Annotated in this window: 18 protein-coding genes; 5 read left to right on the top strand and 13 right to left on the bottom strand. The window is 60.8% G+C overall.

Translation table 11 applies throughout. The features are described from left to right. Together Q0520_RS03595 and Q0520_RS03590 are read left to right on the top strand one after the other, a co-directional pair. Positions 1–774 (top strand): methyl-accepting chemotaxis protein (locus tag Q0520_RS03595; RefSeq protein ID WP_298666709.1); only part of this gene is annotated, 774 nt, incomplete at its 5' end. A 13-nt stretch (positions 775–787) separates the two neighbouring features. Beyond that, positions 788–1,258 carry a chemotaxis protein CheW gene (locus Q0520_RS03590; protein WP_298666706.1) on the top strand — a complete coding sequence of 157 codons (471 nt, stop codon included), beginning with the start codon at positions 788–790 and terminating at the stop codon, positions 1,256–1,258. Between the two features lie 15 nt (positions 1,259–1,273). On the opposite strand, the gene Q0520_RS03585 is transcribed toward Q0520_RS03590, so the two are convergent. Both Q0520_RS03585 and Q0520_RS03580 read right to left on the bottom strand, forming a co-directional pair. Then, the gene (locus tag Q0520_RS03585) at positions 1,274–1,648 is read right to left on the bottom strand and encodes a response regulator (RefSeq protein WP_298666704.1); all 375 of its coding nucleotides are present in this window, start codon (positions 1,646–1,648) and stop codon (positions 1,274–1,276) included. Next, positions 1,645–2,838: a sensor histidine kinase gene (locus tag Q0520_RS03580; protein WP_298666702.1), complete on the bottom strand. Its 1,194-nt coding sequence runs from the start codon at positions 2,836–2,838 to the stop codon at positions 1,645–1,647. Before Q0520_RS03580 ends, Q0520_RS03585 begins: the two co-directional genes overlap by 4 nt. Before the next feature lie 270 nt (positions 2,839–3,108). On the opposite strand from Q0520_RS03580, the gene Q0520_RS03575 reads away from it, so the two are divergent. From Q0520_RS03575 to Q0520_RS03565, 3 genes are all read left to right on the top strand, one after another. Then, positions 3,109–5,259: a methyl-accepting chemotaxis protein gene (locus tag Q0520_RS03575; RefSeq protein ID WP_298666700.1), complete on the top strand. Its 2,151-nt coding sequence runs from the start codon at positions 3,109–3,111 to the stop codon at positions 5,257–5,259. A 4-nt stretch (positions 5,260–5,263) separates the two neighbouring features. Next, on the top strand, positions 5,264–5,728 hold the full coding sequence (locus Q0520_RS03570; protein WP_298666697.1) for a chemotaxis protein CheW: 465 nt from the start codon (positions 5,264–5,266) through the stop codon (positions 5,726–5,728). Positions 5,729–5,921: 193 nt separating this feature from the next. Beyond that, the gene (locus tag Q0520_RS03565) at positions 5,922–8,273 is read left to right on the top strand and encodes a PAS domain S-box protein (protein ID WP_298666694.1); all 2,352 of its coding nucleotides are present in this window, start codon (positions 5,922–5,924) and stop codon (positions 8,271–8,273) included. Here Q0520_RS03565 and Q0520_RS03560 read toward each other — a convergent pair. From Q0520_RS03560 to Q0520_RS03510, 11 genes are all read right to left on the bottom strand, one after another. Further along, positions 8,260–8,832: a hypothetical protein gene (locus Q0520_RS03560; protein WP_298666691.1), complete on the bottom strand. Its 573-nt coding sequence runs from the start codon at positions 8,830–8,832 to the stop codon at positions 8,260–8,262. The two genes, Q0520_RS03565 and Q0520_RS03560, sit on opposite strands and share 14 nt — an antisense overlap. Positions 8,833–9,036: 204 nt before the next feature. After that, on the bottom strand, positions 9,037–9,606 hold the full coding sequence (pdxT, locus tag Q0520_RS03555; RefSeq protein WP_298666689.1) for a pyridoxal 5'-phosphate synthase glutaminase subunit PdxT: 570 nt from the start codon (positions 9,604–9,606) through the stop codon (positions 9,037–9,039). Beyond that, complete coding sequence (pdxS, locus tag Q0520_RS03550; RefSeq protein WP_298666687.1) at positions 9,596–10,492, bottom strand: pyridoxal 5'-phosphate synthase lyase subunit PdxS; 897 nt, start codon at positions 10,490–10,492, stop codon at positions 9,596–9,598. The genes pdxT and pdxS overlap by 11 nt, the downstream gene beginning before the upstream one ends. A 20-nt stretch (positions 10,493–10,512) precedes the next feature. Continuing rightward, positions 10,513–11,439 (bottom strand): adenosylcobinamide-phosphate synthase CbiB, encoded by a 927-nt coding sequence (gene cbiB / locus Q0520_RS03545; protein ID WP_298666684.1) that lies wholly within the window; start codon positions 11,437–11,439, stop codon positions 10,513–10,515. After that, a complete protein-coding gene (locus Q0520_RS03540; protein WP_298666682.1) occupies positions 11,421–11,936 on the bottom strand; it encodes a hypothetical protein in 516 nt (171 codons plus the stop codon). The genes cbiB and Q0520_RS03540 overlap by 19 nt, the downstream gene beginning before the upstream one ends. Positions 11,937–11,938: 2 nt before the next feature. Continuing rightward, positions 11,939–12,121, bottom strand: coding sequence for a methytransferase partner Trm112 (locus Q0520_RS03535; RefSeq protein WP_298666679.1), 183 nt, complete (start codon positions 12,119–12,121; stop codon positions 11,939–11,941). After that, positions 12,118–13,128 carry an adenylosuccinate synthetase gene (locus tag Q0520_RS03530; protein WP_298666676.1) on the bottom strand — a complete coding sequence of 337 codons (1,011 nt, stop codon included), beginning with the start codon at positions 13,126–13,128 and terminating at the stop codon, positions 12,118–12,120. Before Q0520_RS03530 ends, Q0520_RS03535 begins: the two co-directional genes overlap by 4 nt. A gap of 66 nt (positions 13,129–13,194) precedes the next feature. Next, positions 13,195–13,515: a DUF4405 domain-containing protein gene (locus Q0520_RS03525; protein ID WP_298666673.1), complete on the bottom strand. Its 321-nt coding sequence runs from the start codon at positions 13,513–13,515 to the stop codon at positions 13,195–13,197. Between the two features lie 287 nt (positions 13,516–13,802). After that, positions 13,803–14,963 (bottom strand): aminotransferase class I/II-fold pyridoxal phosphate-dependent enzyme, encoded by a 1,161-nt coding sequence (locus Q0520_RS03520; protein ID WP_298666670.1) that lies wholly within the window; start codon positions 14,961–14,963, stop codon positions 13,803–13,805. Between the two features lie 8 nt (positions 14,964–14,971). Continuing rightward, positions 14,972–15,463, bottom strand: a complete 492-nt coding sequence (locus Q0520_RS03515; protein ID WP_298666667.1) for an Lrp/AsnC family transcriptional regulator — start codon at positions 15,461–15,463, stop codon at positions 14,972–14,974. 6 nt (positions 15,464–15,469) lie between these two features. Then, positions 15,470–16,753 (bottom strand): ORC1-type DNA replication protein, encoded by a 1,284-nt coding sequence (locus Q0520_RS03510; RefSeq protein WP_298666664.1) that lies wholly within the window; start codon positions 16,751–16,753, stop codon positions 15,470–15,472. Positions 16,754–17,209: the final 456 nt, after the last annotated feature.

Here is a 17,209-nt window from a genome sequence, read left to right as displayed (position 1 = left end):
GAGGATGTCGGCAGGCGCGTCGCGGACCTTTCCACCTCGAACGAGGAGATGGCCAACACCTCGCAGGACGTCCTGGAGAGGGCCCAGAATGTCGCAAAGATGGGAATGGACGCGGAAAAACTCGGCAAGGACGCCAACACGAAGATCGCCGTTGTCGAGAAGATCGCACGGGAGAGCGTGAAGGACATCACCGAACTGACCGAGGAGATGCGTGAGATCAACAAGATCGTCAAACTCATCACAGACATCTCGAACCAGACAAACCTCCTGGCCCTCAACGCCGCGATCGAGGCGGCACGGGCAGGGGAACACGGCCGCGGCTTCGCCGTCGTCGCGGGCGAGGTGCGGAACCTCGCAGGCGAGTCGAAGAAGGCGACGAACGACATCGAGAACCTCATCACCGCCATCCAGGCAAAGAGCGAGAAGACCGCAACCGCGATCACCTCGGCCAACACCGAGATCGCATCCAGCGTCGAGAGCGTCAACAACGCCATCCTCGCCCTCAACAAGATCGTCGACGGCGCAAGCGAGGTGACCAGGGACATGGGCGAGATGGCGAAGGCCATCGAGGACCAGGCGAACACGAGCAACGCCGTCGTCACAATCGTCGAGGAAGGGACAGGACTCACCAAACAGAACATGTCCGAGGTGGAGGCCCTGGCCGCCCTTGCGGAGGAGTCAAGCGCCTCGACAGAGGAGATCGACAACGCCGTGCACGAACTCGCCAGCATGGCCGCTGACCTGAAGACCTCGGTGAAGAAGTTCAGGATCTGAAGGGGGCGGGACTGTGACAGAGACTGTAGATGTCGTCGAATTCGTGATCGGGGGCACAAGATACGCCCTCGATATCCTGCTGGCACGCGAGATCGTCGAGATGGTGCCGATCACGCCGGTGCCGCGGGCACCCCCCTACATCACCGGGATCATCAACCTCAGGGGCGAGATCACAACCATCCTCAACCTCAACACTCTCCTCGGCCTCCCGGAAGAGGGGCGGCGCGAGACGAAGAAGATCATCGTCCTCGTCCCCGAGGCGGCAAGCGGATCGAACACCGGGATCATCGTCGACGACGTCCACGCGGTGCGGCAGGTCGGCGAAGGTGACATCGCCCCGATGGACGAGGCGATGGCGAGGGAGGCGTATGTCAGGGGGATCATACGGGTCAAAAATGAAGAAAACGACACAAAAAAGCAGAGCGACCTGATCATCTGGATCGACCTCCAGAAAGTGATCAGGGAGCGGGTGAGCCGCGCCTGAGCGCGGCACCTTTTTTTAATCGTCCAGACCGAGTGCGGTGGCGGCGGCCGCAAGTGCTTCCTTCAGTTCTGCATCCCTGATCGGCTTGACGATATAGCCGAGGGGCCGGGTGGCCAGGGCGCGTTCTCGCATGTCCCTGTCAGAGTAGGCGGTGACGAAGATGCACCTGATCCCGAGTTCTTCGGCAAGGAGAGAGGCGGCATCGACCCCGTCCCTGCCGCCCTTCAGGTTGATGTCCATCAGGGCGACGTCGGGAGACGTCTCACGGGCCTTTTCCAGCGCGATGTCGGCCGTCGCCGCTGTCCCGGTCACCATATGCCCCAGTCTTCTCACCCGGTTCGCGATATCGAGCGCGATGATCGCGGCGTCCTCCACGACCAGCACCTTCACGGCGTCTCCTCCCTCACCGGGACCGTGACGAGTACACGCGCCCCGGGTCCGTCGTCCCTGACTTCGACCTCCATCCTGCCCCCGAGTTGCTCCGTCACCAGGGCCCTGACCAGCGTGAGGCCCAGGGAACCGTCTGCCACCAGGTCAAAGCCAGGGGGGAACCCGACTCCGGCATCTTCGACAGCAAGAGTGAGGACGCCGCCGTCGTCCCGGGCAGAGACCCGGACAGGACCGGGCGCACCCCCCGGGCAGGCATGGGTGCATGCGTTCAGGACGAGTTCGTTCACGATCAGCCCGACCGGGATCGCCGCATTGAGCCTGAGAGAGAGGTCGGGCGGCACGACATCGGCCGTGACCAGACCCGCCGGATATTCAGCGGCGTCCGCACTATCGGCGATGAGTTCGGCGAGGTACGCCCCGAGGCCGACGCGGGCATGGTCGGGCGAGCGGTCGAGATGGTCATGGGCCCGCGCCAGCACGCCGAGACGTCCTTCGGTCTTCCTGATGATCTCGCGCCCGGCACCCTTCCCCATGCTCGCCGCCTGCAGGGAGAGAAGACTTGAGATGAGCTGGAGGTTGTTCCTGACCCTCTGGTGGATCTCCGCGAGCAGGCGCTCCTTCTCCTGCAGCACCCGCCGGGCCGCGGTGACGTCCTCCATGATGACGGTCACGCCGGCCTCCCCGTCATCAAAGACGGTCGGAACCGATTTCACGGTGAAATAGAGATTTTTTCCGTCCTTCTCAAAGGTGATCTCATCGGTCCCCTCCTTCCCGCCAAGAGCCTCCCGCACCAGCCCGCTTTCAAGGAGGGGGGCGAGAAGAGGTATGTCAAGGGAACCGATATCCCTGCCCGCGACCTCGTCGCGCCCGAGGCCCGTGAAGGAGAGGAGGTTGTCGTTGGCCTGCACCACCCGCCCGGCACTGTCCAGGACGAGGATGATGTCGGAGGAGAAGTCGAGCATGGCGGAGATGGGCACGCGGTGGGAGAGGTAGTAGACCTTCGCGACGGCGACCTCCTGCATCTCGAGGCGACCGGAGACGACGAGCATATTCAGGTACTTCGCCACCGAGTTCCGGTTCATGCCGAGTCGCCGCGAGATCTCGGAGGTGGAGAGGCCCCGCGGCTCGTCTCGGAGGAGATCGATGATCCGCAGGCATTCTCCGGCCGGAACTTCTGGAGTACGTGACACGGGTTAATCCTTCCTGATTTTCATTCATCGGCCTTCCAGATTTATAGTTATTACGAAAACTGCCTATCAATACTGCCTATCAAAATCAAAAAAAGGATATAGTACGACTGCGATGATCTGTTGTCAGAACTGCCTATCAATACTGACAGGCAGATGGGAACGTCAGGTGCGTCAGGGGCCCGGACGCCGGCGGCAGGCACAGACCAACTGCCTTCCGGAAGACCAATCCCCTGCCGCAGATGCCGCAGAACACCAGGGAGAAGAGAGACCATGAAATCACAGGATAAGGCACAGGCACAGGACGCAGAGCAGGGGATAGACAACGCGGAGGAACAGCAGGCAGAGGTAGTCCTCCGGGGGATAGACCTCATTCCCACCCCCCTCCATATCATCGACAGGGACTACAGGGTCCTCTTCATTAATGAGGCCGCAGCAGCCACGATCGGGATGAAGGTGGACGAGTGCCTCGGGAAGCACTGCTACGACCTCTACAAGGCCGACATCTGTAAATCAAAAGACTGCCCCTGCCGTGTGGCGATGGAAACGGGCAAGGCAAGCAATGCCGAGATCCGTCTCCGCGACGGCCGGTGGATCGACTGCACCGGCGCGGCCTCCCGTGACGAAAACGGTCAGATAATCGGCGCGGTCGAGTACTTCCCCGACATCACCGCCCAGAAGCGGACCGTGCAGGACCTCCTCCATGTCGGCGAGGAAGCGCGGAACGGAAAACTCTCCGCCCGCGCCAGCCTCGACGCCGACGGCGACTTCCTGGAGATCGCAAAGAGCGTCAACGCCCTCCTCGACGCGATCGTTGTACCCCTGGAACAGACCATGAACGCCGTCCAGCAGATCGGGAAGGGCAAGATCCCGCAGAAGGTCACGGGCGACTACAGAGGAGAGTTGAAAGACCTCATCGACAGCGTCAATGAGTGCGTCGACGAACTCAACGCCCTGAAAGAAGGTAATGCCGTCCTCCAGAGGGCTGCACAGAACGACTACACCCGGAAAGTCGAAGGGCACTACGAGGGCATCTACGCCGAGATGGCCACGGCAATCAACACCGTCCTGGACCGCTTCCTCCACCTGCAGGAGACCGCGAGCAATATCAGCCGGGGCGACCTGAAAAACCTGGAAGACTTCAAGCGTGTCGGACGGCGTTCTGAGAACGACCAGGTGATCCCGGCCTTCATCGCCATGATGGAAGCGATCCAGAAACTCGTGAACGATGCGAACAAACTTGCAAAGGCCGGCAGGGATGGGAAGTTGTCCACCCGTGCCGACGCCTCGAAGCACGCAGGGGATTTCGCAAAAGTCATCGACGGGGTCAACCAGTTGATGGACGCCGTCGTCGAACCGGTCAACGAGGCGATGCGTGTCTCAGGCCAGTTCGCCGTGGGCGACTACACCGTCCGGTTCTCCGACGAGATCGCCGTCGCCGGCGACTTCCAGAAGTTCAAGGACTCCCTGAACAACATGGCCAACAAGACCTCCGCCGTCGTCACGCAGATCAAGAAGGCGACCGAGCAGGTGGAGTCGGGTGTCTCCGACGCCAGCAAGGGTGCGGACGAGATCGCAAAGGCCGCCGAACAGGTTGCGATCACGAGCCAGAAGTGCGCCGACCTCAACCGTGACCTCCTCTCCCAGATGGAAGAGATCAGCCACCGCATCAGCGACCTCTCGGCCTCGAACGAGGAGATGGCGAGCACCTCGCAGGAAGTCCTGGAGAGGGCCGAAAACGTCGCAAATATGGGCAAAGACGCTGAGAACCTCGGCAAAGACGCCAACACGAAGATCACCTCCGTCGAGAAGATCGCACGGGAGAGCGTGAAGGACATCACCGAACTGACCCAGGAGATGCGGGAGATCAACAAGATCGTCAAACTCATCACAGACATCTCGAACCAGACAAACCTCCTGGCCCTCAACGCCGCGATCGAGGCGGCACGGGCAGGGGAACACGGCCGCGGCTTCGCCGTCGTCGCGGGCGAGGTGCGGAACCTCGCAGGCGAGTCGAAGAAGGCGACGAACGACATCGAGAACCTCATCACCGCCATCCAGGCAAAGAGCGAGAAGACCGCAACCGCGATCACCTCGGCCAACACCGAGATCGCATCCAGCGTCGAGAGCGTCAACAACGCCATCCTCGCCCTCAACAAGATCGTCGACGGCGCAAGCGAGGTCACCCACGACATGAGCGAGATCGCAAAGGCCATCGGCGACCAGGCGAACACGAGCAACGCCATTGTCCAGACCGTCGACAACGGCACCAGGCTGACCCAGGAGACGATGAAGCAGGTGAGCGACCTTGCGGCCCTCGCCGAGGAGGCAAGCGCCTCGACAGAGGAGATAGGGAGCGTCACCCACCAGCTCAACTCCATGGCAGGGGAGCTGAAGGACACGATGAACCAGTTCAAGGTGTAAGCACATGGAGGTCATAGACGTCGTCGAGTTTGAGATCGGGGGCACCCATTATGCCCTCGATATCAGCCTCGCACGGGAGATCGTCGAGATGATCCCGATCACGCCGGTGCCGCGTGCGGCGGCCCACATCGCCGGGATCATCAACCTGAGGGGCGAGATCACCACCATCCTCAACCTCAACAGGCTCCTCGGCCTTGCGGAGAGAGACGAGAACGCCACACGGAAGATCATCGTCCTCGTCCCCGAAGCGGCAAACGGCTCGAACACCGGGATCATCGTCGACGATGTCCACTCGGTGCTCCGGGTCGGGAAAGACGACATCGTCCAGATGGACGACACCCTCGCGAAGGAAGCATATGTCAAGGGGATCATCAGGATGAAAGCGGACGAGAAAGGGGGGAAGACCCAGAACCAGGACCTGATCATCTGGATCGACCTCCAGAAGATCCTCTCCAACCTGACCGGCTGAAAGCCGGAAAGCGGGAATAGAAACGTATTACCCCTACCCACCCGTACAATACGGGGGAATGCAGAGAACAGAGTGGAAAGGTTCAGAATACTGCAGGCCAGGCCTCCACGTCTGTACCTTATTACTCGCTTTTTTTACTCTCGTCTGTTTTTGCATCGTTGCGTATGCATTCTCCATCGGCGTCACCAGGGTCATGTCGGCAGTCCTCTACGTCCCGGTCATCCTCATCGCCTACCGTTACCCGCGCTGTGGCATCCTCTCGGCCCTCGCCACCGGTTTCGCCTATCTCGGCCTGTATGCACTCATCATACCGGACAGGACCGACTTCGCCGAAGTACTTGTCAACACCGTCCTCCTCGTCGGGATCGGGACACTCACCGCGATCCTCGCGTGGCAGGTGAACGAGAAGGAGACCAACCTCCGCGGCATCTACGACGCCTCCTCCGCCGGGATCTTCCTCCTCTCGAAGGACGGAAAGATCTCCGGGGAGAATGATCGCTTTCTCTCCCTGCTCGGCTACGGAGAGGGGGAGAGGCCGGAGAGTCTGAGCAATATCTGGCCGGGAGGAGGGGCCGCCCGTTTTTCCGGCGAGACGAAAAACGGCATCGAGACCGAACTCATCGCGCGGGACGGTCGGCATATCCCGGTCTTCCTCTCGGCAGCGCCCGGACCAGAGGACCGGGCAGTCTGTACGGTCGTCGACATCAGCCAGAGGATACAGGCAGAAAGGGAGAGGGAGGAGGAGAGGGCGCGGACACGGGAGTACCTGGACGTCGCGGGTGTGATCCTCCTCGTCCTCGACAATGAAATGCGTGTCAGGGCGATCAACCGCAAGGGATGCACTATCCTCGGGTACCCGGAAGACGAGATCGTCGGGCAGGACTGGACCGGGACCTACCTCCCCACACGGGTGAAGACGCGCGTGGTCGCGGTATGCACCGCCGTCCTGCGCGGCGAGAGGGACACGGCCTTTCCTTTTGAGAACCCGGTGCTGACGAGGACGGGAGAGGAGAGGCAGATCGCATGGACGATCCAGCCTATCAGGGACGATAAAGGGGCGATATTCTCCGTCCTTGCTTCAGGGGAGGATGTCACCCGCCAGAGGCAGACCGCCAGGGCACTTGAAGAGAGCGAAGGGCGCTACGAAAGTCTCGTCGCCATCGCACCCGAATCGATCGGGATCTACTGCAACGGGCAGATCGTTTACCTGAATGCCGCCGCCCTCCGCGTCCTCGGGATCGGTGACCGGACCGGGAGCGGACAGATGCCCTTCTGGCCCTTTATCCACCCGGACTCACGGGCAACTGTGCGCGAGGAACTCACCAAGACCCAGACGGGCGTCTGGTCCTCGTACTTCCAGGAGATCAGGCTCTGCAGGGCCGACGGCGGAACCGTCTACGCGGAGGCGACGATGGTCCCGGTCACCCACGAGGGGCGTCCCGCCACCCAGTTCGTCCTCAGGGACATCACTGAAAAGAGAAGGATGGAGGAGGAACTCAGGCGGTCAGAGGTACTGTACCGGACGATCTTCGAGGCGTCGGCGGCCCCGATGGCGATCGTCGAGAAGGACCTGACCATCTCCCTTGCAAACTCGGGGTTCGTCGCCCTCTCAGGGATCTCCAGGGACGAGATCGAGGGAAAGGTCCCGTGGGAGCATTTCATCCCCGCGAGGGAGCGCCAGAAGATGCTCGACTACCACAGGAAGAGGTATACAGGAGACGGGAATGCACCGCAGTCCTATATCTCCACATTTACCGACGCACACGGGAAATGCCGCGACATCATCGTCACCGCCTCGGTCATACCCGGCACGGAGAGGAGTATCATATCCTTCGTCGACGTCACGGTCCAGAAAGAGTACGAGAAGGAACTGAAAGGATCTCTCCGGGAAAAGGAGGCGCTCCTCAAGGAGATCCACCACCGGGTCAAGAACAACATGCAGCAGGTCGCAAGCCTCCTCTCCCTCCAGGCCGCGACTGTCCCGGACAGTGAGTTTGCCGGGTGCCTGCAGGCAAGCGAGAGCAGGATCACCGCCATGGCCCTCGTCCACGAGAACCTCTACCAGTCAGAGAGCCTCGCCTCCATCCGCGCCGGGCCCTACATCACAACCCTCTGCTCCGAGATCAGGAGATCGTTCTCCCCGGGACCGGGGATCGGGGTTGAGACCGCAATCGACGATGTTGTCCTCGACATGGACACGGCCATCCCCTGCGGCCTGATTGTCAATGAACTCGTCACGAACGCCTTCAAACACGCCTTTGCCGGGCGCGACCGGGGCAGGGTGCGGGTCGGTCTGCGGCGGGAGACCGGAGGGAGACTCTGCCTCCGTGTGGAGGACGACGGGGCCGGACTGCCCGACGTGTTCTCTCCCGACAGCGAGGGGACACTCGGGTTGCGCCTGGTGTCGGCGCTCTCCGATCAGATCGGGGGGACTCTCAGTTTCACATCAGGGAGAGGGACGCTTTTTTCCGTCACCTTCCCGTACGCACCGCCGGACACCGTAAACGAGGGGAGCGAGGACCGCACATCCCTCACGGCGAAGTGAGGGAGGGAACCAGGCTCTGGCGGGCGTCATTCACCTTGATCATCACCGGGTCATCTCTCCGGCAGCATATCGTCGTCTGTAATGTCGGGCCCTGAACAGGGTCCTGCTGTTCTGCATAGGTAAACCTGAGGACCAGGTCGTCACCTCTCGGCACCGCCTTCAGGGCACAGCAGTGCCGCCGGGACCGGGCGGCGTCGAAGAGGTCTCTGACCTCCACATCTCCAGATGCTCCGCGGGAGGGAGAGCGACTGACATCAGCGTCCTCTATGATGAAGTCGCCCCCCTCCCATGTCCCGGTAGGTCCGATGAACCTCGACCCATAAAGACCTCCGGCCCATATCCAGTCAAGGCGGAAGTACGAGACTTTCCCCCGGTATTCTGATCTTATGCAGACCTTTTCAGTCGAGTATCTCCCGCCGGGATAACCCCTCCCCAGGTTGATCAGCGAACCATACCCTTCGAAGGCGATGATGTCAATCACGGGGAGAGAGGCCATATCCCCTGTATTGAAGATGTCTTTGATGAAATTTATCGGTATTATCCCAGCCCTTGCGTCCATGAAGTGATCAGGGAATAGAACACATAAGAGAACATAAATTTATCTCCTGAATCCATTAATAAACATTACGCACCAGCAAGGGATCGAATGAGCCCATAGAACATTTTCTTACGTGAAAAAATTGACAAAAAGTTTTCGACCCCAGAGCCACACATTCACGCGGACAGCCGGGGCGTGCTTCCTTGTCCGCACACCCCGATATCCTCACAGCCCGGCAAGAAACATCCTGTGGAGGCGGAGGTCGCCGCCAAGTTCAGGATGGAAGGAGAGGACTATATGTTTTCCCTGCCGCACGGCGACGATCCCCTGCGGCACGGTGGCGAGCACCTCGACACCCTGACCGGCACGGACAGCCAGGGGCGCCCTGATGAAGACGGCATGGAAGGGGGCTTCGAGGCCCTTCACCGGCAGGTCGGCCTCGAAGGAGTCGCGCTGCCGCCCGAAGGCGTTCCTGTCCACCGCGATATCGACAAGGCCGAGGGGGGCGAAACGGGTGTCGCTGATCCCGGTCGCCACCAGCACCATGCCGGCGCAGGTCGCGAATATCCCGCCCTCGAAAGAGAGGATAGCCTCGCGGAGACCGCTCTCGTCGATCAGGCGGGAGATCGTCGTCGACTCACCGCCGGGGATGGCGAGTGCGTCGCACCCCGCAAGGTCTGCCGGCGAGCGGACAGGGACGACAGCGCCCGCACCGCCGAGGGCCTCCTCGAAGGCCCTGATATGCTCGGAGACGTCCCCCTGGAGGGCGAGGACGCCGACCTTCTTACCAGCCACGCTCCTGCAGCCTCTCTTCGTCTTTCAGTTCGTGGACATCAAGGCCCTTCATGGGGTCGCCGATGCCGCGGCTCACTTCGGCGATGAGTTTTGCGTCGGTGTAGTGGTGGACGGCCTCGACAACCGCCTTCGCCATCTTCTCCGGGTTCGAGGACTTGAAAATCCCTGAACCCACGAAGACGCCGTCCGCACCCATCTGCATCATGAGAGCGGCGTCCGAGGGGGTGGCGATCCCGCCGGCCGAGAAGTTCACGACAGGGAGACGGCCCCTCTTTGCGGTCTCGGCAAGGATCTCGTACGGCGCCTCGATCGCACGGGCGCGGGCGCGGAGTTCCTGCTCGTCCATGCCGACAATCTGCCTGATCTCGCCCTGGATCGCACGCATGTGCCTGACGGCCTCGACGACGTTGCCGGTCCCGGCCTCGCCCTTCGTCCTGATCATCGCCGCACCCTCGTTGATCCGGCGCATCGCCTCACCGAGGTTCCGGGCGCCGCAGACGAACGGCACGGTGAACTGCGTCTTGTCGATGTGGTACTCCTCGTCGGCCGGGGTCAGGACCTCGCTCTCGTCGATCATGTCGACGCCGATCGCTTCAAGGACCTGTGCCTCGACAAAGTGCCCGATCCGCACCTTGCCCATCACCGGGATGGAGACGGCATCGATGATCTCGAGGACCTTCTCGGGGTCGGCCATCCGCGCAACCCCACCGGCCTTCCTGATGTCCGCAGGGACACGTTCCAGGGCCATCACCGCAACGGCGCCCGCTTCTTCGGCGATCCGCGCCTGCTCGGCGTTGACCACGTCCATGATCACCCCGCCCTTCTGCATGGACGCAAAGCCCCGCTTCAGGAGTTCGGTGCCGTACCTCAGTTCCTCAAGTTTCATTATTCTTATCTATTGGATGGTCATGCCCATAAAAATAGTGCGATGATCGCGAAAAACGAGAATATGAGGGTTATTCCGCGGACAGATGCGATGATATCGGCACCGCCCTCTGCAAGGCTCCTCTCGCCCGGACCGATCTGGTAGACCCCTCTCTTCGAGAACCGCACGCCCGTTCCCCCGGCGACGACGGACATCGGCCACCCACCGTTGAAGCCCGGCCTCTTATGGCGGTCGGAGAGGAGACAGTGCCACGCCGGCAGGAACCTCCCCAGCAGCCCGAAGTAGAGCAGGCCGACACACCCCGAGATCCGGGAGGGGAGGAGGTTTGCGAGGTCGTCGGCCCGTGCGGCGCACCACCCCAGACGCGCCCGCCCGTCGGTATAGCCGAGCATCGCGTCCATGCAGTTGATAGCCCTGTATGCTGCCGCCGCGGTGAGGCCGAGGCCGAGGCCGAAGGGCGCGAAGACGGCGAACCAGAAGAGCGGGGCGACGACCGAGTCGGAGAGGTTCTCCGCCACAGACTCGTACGCCGCCGACCTGATCTCCTCGGCCGAGAGGCCGCGGGTGTCGCGGGAGACGAGCATCCCGGCGGCCCTGCGCCCCTCGTCAAGACTTCCCGAGGCCAGGGCGGCTTCCACCGCCCCCGCGTGCTCCTCCAGGGAACGCCAGGCAAAGGTCGCCTTGAGGAGGAAGGGCGAGAGGACGAGGAGGAGAAGGGCCGGGGCGAAGCGCTCACAGAGCCAGAAGGGGAGAGCAAAGAGTACGACGGAAATAGCCCAGAGAAGAACCCCGGCCAACCGCTGGAGAGAGGCAGGATAGAGAGACGGCCGACCCCACCACCCAACAAACCTGCCGAAGAGGGCGACCGGGTGGAGGGGAGTGTGCGGGTCGCCGACGATCCGATCGAGGGCGAGTGCCGCAACGAGGGTCAGCGCCGCAGGAACCATGCGGCGAGCACTCCGGCAACGAGGACGATAAAGGCGGCGGCCTCAAATGCAACCATCTTCGTGGCCGCGTAGATGATGAAGAGGAGTGCGGCCGCGGCGACGACCGCAAAGGGGATCACCGGCAGGGGCGTCTCTGCCGGCCGAGGGGGCGGGAGAGGGGTCTCCTCGACCTTCGGTTTCGGCCGTTCTTTGACGACTACGCCAAACTTCTGCCTGTTCGTGCCGTAGCCGGTGATCACCTCGATATCGAATTTTCCGGGGAAGACGTCGTTCCTGATATAGACTGGCACTTCTGCCGTCTTATCGACAAAGAGGTTCTCGTGGCAGAAATCGGTGAACCTCCCGGCATCGGGCGCGGAGAGTGTGAGGTGGAGGGGGGACCCCTCGTTCACGAGCCTGATAAGCACTGTGTCTCCGGGCGCTGCACCGATGCGTTCGGGAAGGTCTATCGAGTTAATGCTGCGTTTATTGAGCCAGATCTCACAGGAAACGTCCATATTCAGTCCTGATCAGTCTTCGGGAGGAGGTTGGGGATGCTCTCCCTGATGGGGTACTCCACCCCGCAGGCCCCGCAGACAAGGGAGCCCTCAATAACGTCGTCGTCCTTCTCCTCGACCACACGGAGTTCGAGGTCGCCCTTGCAGACAGGGCAGCAGAGGATCGGGAGGAGGGACCGCTTCACAGTTCATCCCTCACGTCGATGATCTGGGAGAGTTCAGGGCCGGTCGAGATGAGCCCGATAGGTGCGCCGATGTCCTTCTCGGCCTGGTCGAGGAAAGCGACCGCCTTCTCGGTGAGCTGGTCGTACGAGGTCGCGCCGAAACAGGCAGGGTCCACATGGTCGATGCCGGTGATCGCGGCGATGGTGCAGCCATTGATCATCGCGGAGTACCGGGCCATCTTCCCGTCCCATCCGCCGATCCGGCGGAGACGGTGGGTGACGGTGCCGAACTCCTGGAAACCGAGGGTGCTCGACTGCTCCGCGGTCATCTCGGTCTGGAAGGGCCCCTCGCCGACGCGGGTCGGGTAGGCCTTGAAGACGGCGACGACATCGTCGACCTTGGTCGGGCCGACACCATTGTCGGCGGCGATCTGGGAGGCGGAGGTGTCCTTGCTCGTCACAAAGGGATAGGTGCCGTAGTACAGGGAGATGCCAAAGCCCTGCGTCCCTTCGAGGAGGACGTTCTCGCCAGCGTCGATGGCGCCGTTGACCGCCTCGGCAACATCGACGATATAGGGTGCGAGTTCAGGGACGTCCTTGGCCTGCCGGGAGATCCGCAGGACGCGGTCTGAGTTTGCCGGGCCGCACCCTGTGCCGGTCGAACCGATCTTCTTCGAGAGATGGGCGCTCCCCTTATCCCTGCTGATGTGTTCTTCCTCGATGATCCCGCACCGGCCGTCGACAAAGGTCCTGTCAGCGACCTTGAGGAGGTCTACCTCGCGGAGGAAGACACGAGGATCGACAAGGACACCACTCCCGATACAGAGTTTCGCATCCGGATAGACGAAACCTGACGGGATCATCCGCACGCCGTAGTTCTGATCCCCGATGGTGACGGTGTGACCAGCATTGGGACCGACCCCGCCCCGGGAAATAATAGAGGGATGGTCATGGTGGGCAATATGCGCCACGATCTTGCCCTTTCCTTCATCCCCGAAAAATCCGCCGACAATTATCGTACACGACATTGCTATATCATGTAATTTGGGGCGATACATGATGATAAAAGTATATCATCGGTTCGGACCGCTCCATCACTCGCGGTTGCACGCCTCCTTTTCAGTCGAAGAGAGGCAGGACCTGATGTTCCGGTAATACGGGACGTGCAGGGCGATATGGGTGACCATCAGCACCATGAAAAGAAGACCGGTGATGTTGTGGAGGTCCACCCACTGGCCGCGGGTGACCCCGAGAAATACCCTGAGGTTTGTCGCTCCCGTGCCCGCATGGACGAAACTCCACCCGCCGCCACCCGATGGGAGGAAGAAAAAGAGCACAATCGAGGATAGCGCGATCACAGAGAAAGATGCGAGCAATGCAAGGTCAATGATTGCGTTTATCTGCCGTTTTCGCATGAAAAAAAAGAAGCAGGCAACATTATATAAACCTGATCCTTCGGTCGAGGGACTCTCCGACGACCTGATCCGGGGTTCCTCTGGAAATAGATAAAGATCTGTGAATAAGCCACGAGAGGCCCGGGATTCGCGTCATCCGGGCAGATTGTATTATTTAAAAAATCACGGGATCTCCAGTGGAAACAAAGGGGTCCTGCACTCGCCAATTGTCAGACAGAGGTCATGCCCCCTGCCGAAGGGATCCGGGCAGTTCCGAAAATTTGAGAGATAAAAATAGGATAATATAATCAGATCAGGTCCGAGACAAAGGTGCCCATCCTTTCGACAGCCGTAGAGAGGTTTTCGCGGCTTGTTGCATAGGAACACCTGATGTGCCCGCGGCCAGACTCACCGAAGGCGCTGCCGGGTACGACCGCAACTTTCTGCTCCTTCAGGAGGCGCTCGGCAAACTCCTCGTCGGTGAGGCCGGTGACCTCGACGGAGGGGAAGGCGTAGAATGCGCCCTGCGGCATGTGACAGCGGAGGCCAATCCTGTTGAGGCCTTCGACAAAGAGGTTCCTGCGGAGGCGGTACTCCCTGACCATCTCGTTCTTGTCCTGCTCCCCCTGCCGCAAGGCGGCGTACGCGGCGATCTGGCCCATCACCGGGGCGCAGAGCATCACGTACTGGTGGATCTTCAGTGCGGCGTCCGAGATCTCGGGAGGTGCGCAGAGGTAGCCGATCCGCCACCCTGTCATGGCATAGGCCTTCGAGAAGCCGTTGAGGGTGATCGTCCGGTCGCGGAGTTCGGGGAGGGATGCCGGCGAACAGTGGGTGCCCTCGTAGGTGAGTTCGGAGTAGACCTCGTCGGAGATGAGGAGGAGGTCGTGGTCGACCAGGATGTCTGCGATCGCCCGGTAGTCGTCCCGTGTCATGACGCCGCCCGTCGGGTTGCTCGGGAAGTTCAGGAGGACGGCCTTCGTCTTCCCCGTGATCTGTTCCTCAAGGGCGTCGGGGGTGACCTTGAAGTGGTCTTTCTCACGGCAGGGGAGGGGGACCGGTTTCCCGCCGGTCAGGGTGATGCAGGGTGCATAACTGACATAGGCGGGGTCCTGGACGATCACCTCGTCGCCGGGGTCGACGACCGCCCTGATCGCGATGTCGGCGGCCTCGGAGACGCCGGTCGTAACGATGATCTCGGACTCGGGGGAATAACTGACATTATAGCGCCGGGCGAGGTCCGCGGCAAGGGCCTGGCGCAGGGGCGGGTAGCCACGGTTCGAGGTGTATGAGGTCACGCCCTGCTCGATGGAGTAGATGCTCGCCTCGCAGATGTTCCAGGGCGTCGAGAAGTCGGGTTCGCCGACGCCCAGGGAGATGACGTCCTGCATGCCCATGCAGAGGTCAAAGAACTTCCTGATCCCCGAGTGGGGGATGATGCGAGCTTTCTCAGATATAAAGTCCCTCATGGTGTCACCTAGAAGGAGTACGGCAGGCGCTCGCTGGCCTCGCGCTCGTCGTACGGGATCCCGTTCTCCTTGTATGTCTTCATCGCAAACTGTGTCGTTGTCTCCCTGATCTGGTCCATCGTGGCGATGTGCTCGGAGACGAAACGGGCGACGTCCTGCATCGTCCGTCCCCTGACAAGGAGGATAAGGTCATAACGGCCGGAGACGAGACGGACGGCCTTGACCTCCCTGAAGCGGGCGATACGTTCCGCGATCCTGTCATAGCCGAAGTCGCGCTCAGGTGAGACTTTGAGGGCGATGATCGAGGTGACCTCTTCGTTGCCGGCCTTCTCCCAGTCAATGACTGCGGCGTATTTCCTGATGATCCGGGCCTCTTCCAGGGCCCTGATCCTGCGTTCTGCCTCTTTTACCGGGAGCTCAACCATGGTCGCCAGTTCCTCGATCGGGATCCGGCTGTTCTCCTCCAGGAGGTGGAGGATGAGTAAATCCTTTCCGTCCATATCCAATCACCGGAATGATGCCTTCAGGCGGTTGAGGTCGACCTGCGCAAGCCGCTCCTCGGAGAGCCTGGGATCTTTTGCGAGCACTTCCTGTATCTTTTTTGTGTTGGTGTCAAACCACATCTCTTTTGTCCTTCCATACCGCCCTTTCGATACAACCCTGCTGTTGATCACGCCGAGCATGCTCAGTTCAGAGATGAGGTCGGTGATCCGCCGGTGGGTGAGAGGGTCGATGTTGACGGTGCGCGAGACCTCGCGGTAGACGCGTGTCACCTCGCCGGAGGTGAAGATCTTCTTGTCCATCTGATCGAGGAGGAGCATCGAGTAGAGGACCACCTTGCTCTGGGTCGGGAGGGTCGAGATGCACTCGATCATGGAGTCGGTCTCGATCTTCTCAAGGGCCATCCGCACGTGCTTCTCTCCAACATTCTCCGCGTTCTCCCGGTCCGCGAGTTCTCCGGAGACCCGGAGGAGGTCGAGGGCCCGCCGTGCGTCGCCGTGTTCCTGCGCGGCGAAGGCGGCGCAGAGGGGGATGACGCCCTCTTCGAGGCTTTCATCAACGAAGGCCATCTGGGCGCGCTGGGTGAGGATGTCGCAGAGTTGCGGGGCATTGTACGGCGGGAAGACGATCTCCTCCTCGGAGAGGGAGGAGAGGACGCGGGGGTCGAGGAAGTCGGTGAACCGCAGGTCATTGGAGATCCCGATCATCGAGACTTTCGCACCCCGCAGGTCAGAGTTGATCCTGGTCAGGTTGTACAGGGTCTCGTCACCGCTCTTCTTGACCAGTTTATCGATCTCGTCAAGGACGATGACGAGCACGCCGCCGGTCGTCTCAAGCTGGTTTTTCAGTTCTGCATAGACCTGGTCGGTCGGCCACCCTGTCATCGGTATGTGGGCGCGGGACTTGTCGCTCGGCGTGGCGTCGAGGTCCTCGAGTCCCTTTGCGATCTGGGCGAGGACACGGTACTGGGTGTCGATCACCTCGCAGTTGAGGTGGACCACCCGGCACTTCGTGCCGGCTCCGGCAGCGACCTTCTCGAGTTCGGTACCGACGTACCTGACACATGCCGTCTTCCCCGTCCCGGTCTTCCCGTAGATGAGGATATTCGAGGGGGTCTCATTTTTGAGGGCGGGGGCGAGAATGGACGCAACGGCATCGATCTGGGGACGCCTGTGGGGGAGGATCTGGGGGCGGTACGAGTGGCGGAGGACCTCCCGGTTTTTGAAGATCCGATTATTACTCAGGAACTTTTGAAAGAGTCCAAAGGATTGATGGTCATTTTCAGACATGTTATCAGCCGCGGGTACTGGAGAAAACATCAGATGATGGGAGGCGTGGAGATATAACCCCTTTGTTTCCATTGGAGACTCGATATACAAAAAAATGCAGTTCAGGAAGATCGACGATTGATCCATTGAGATCAGAAATTTGATCCCCCACCCCTTTGTTTCGACTGGAAACGAAAGAAAACAGGATATCTGTTTTCTTTTATATTTGTGAAAACAGCTTGTTGTAAGCTTCGCGACTTGTACTATAAATCATCTCTGATCTCAGGACACACATTCTGATCATGAAATGAGATCCCCTGATCAAAAGAAGGGAGAATCAAGGAGAACAGGGAGATCGCGATCGTGATCCCGGTCCCGGATCGTGGATCAGCGCGGCAGTCGATCCTGATCTCCATCGATCCGATCTCCATCGATCCGATCTCCATCGATCCGATCTCCATCGATCCGATCTCCATC

This window comes from uncultured Methanofollis sp. (assembly GCF_937919355.1).
Taxonomy (GTDB): Archaea; Halobacteriota; Methanomicrobia; order Methanomicrobiales; family Methanofollaceae; genus Methanofollis.
This window is presented reverse-complemented; position numbering and strand designations above follow the sequence as displayed.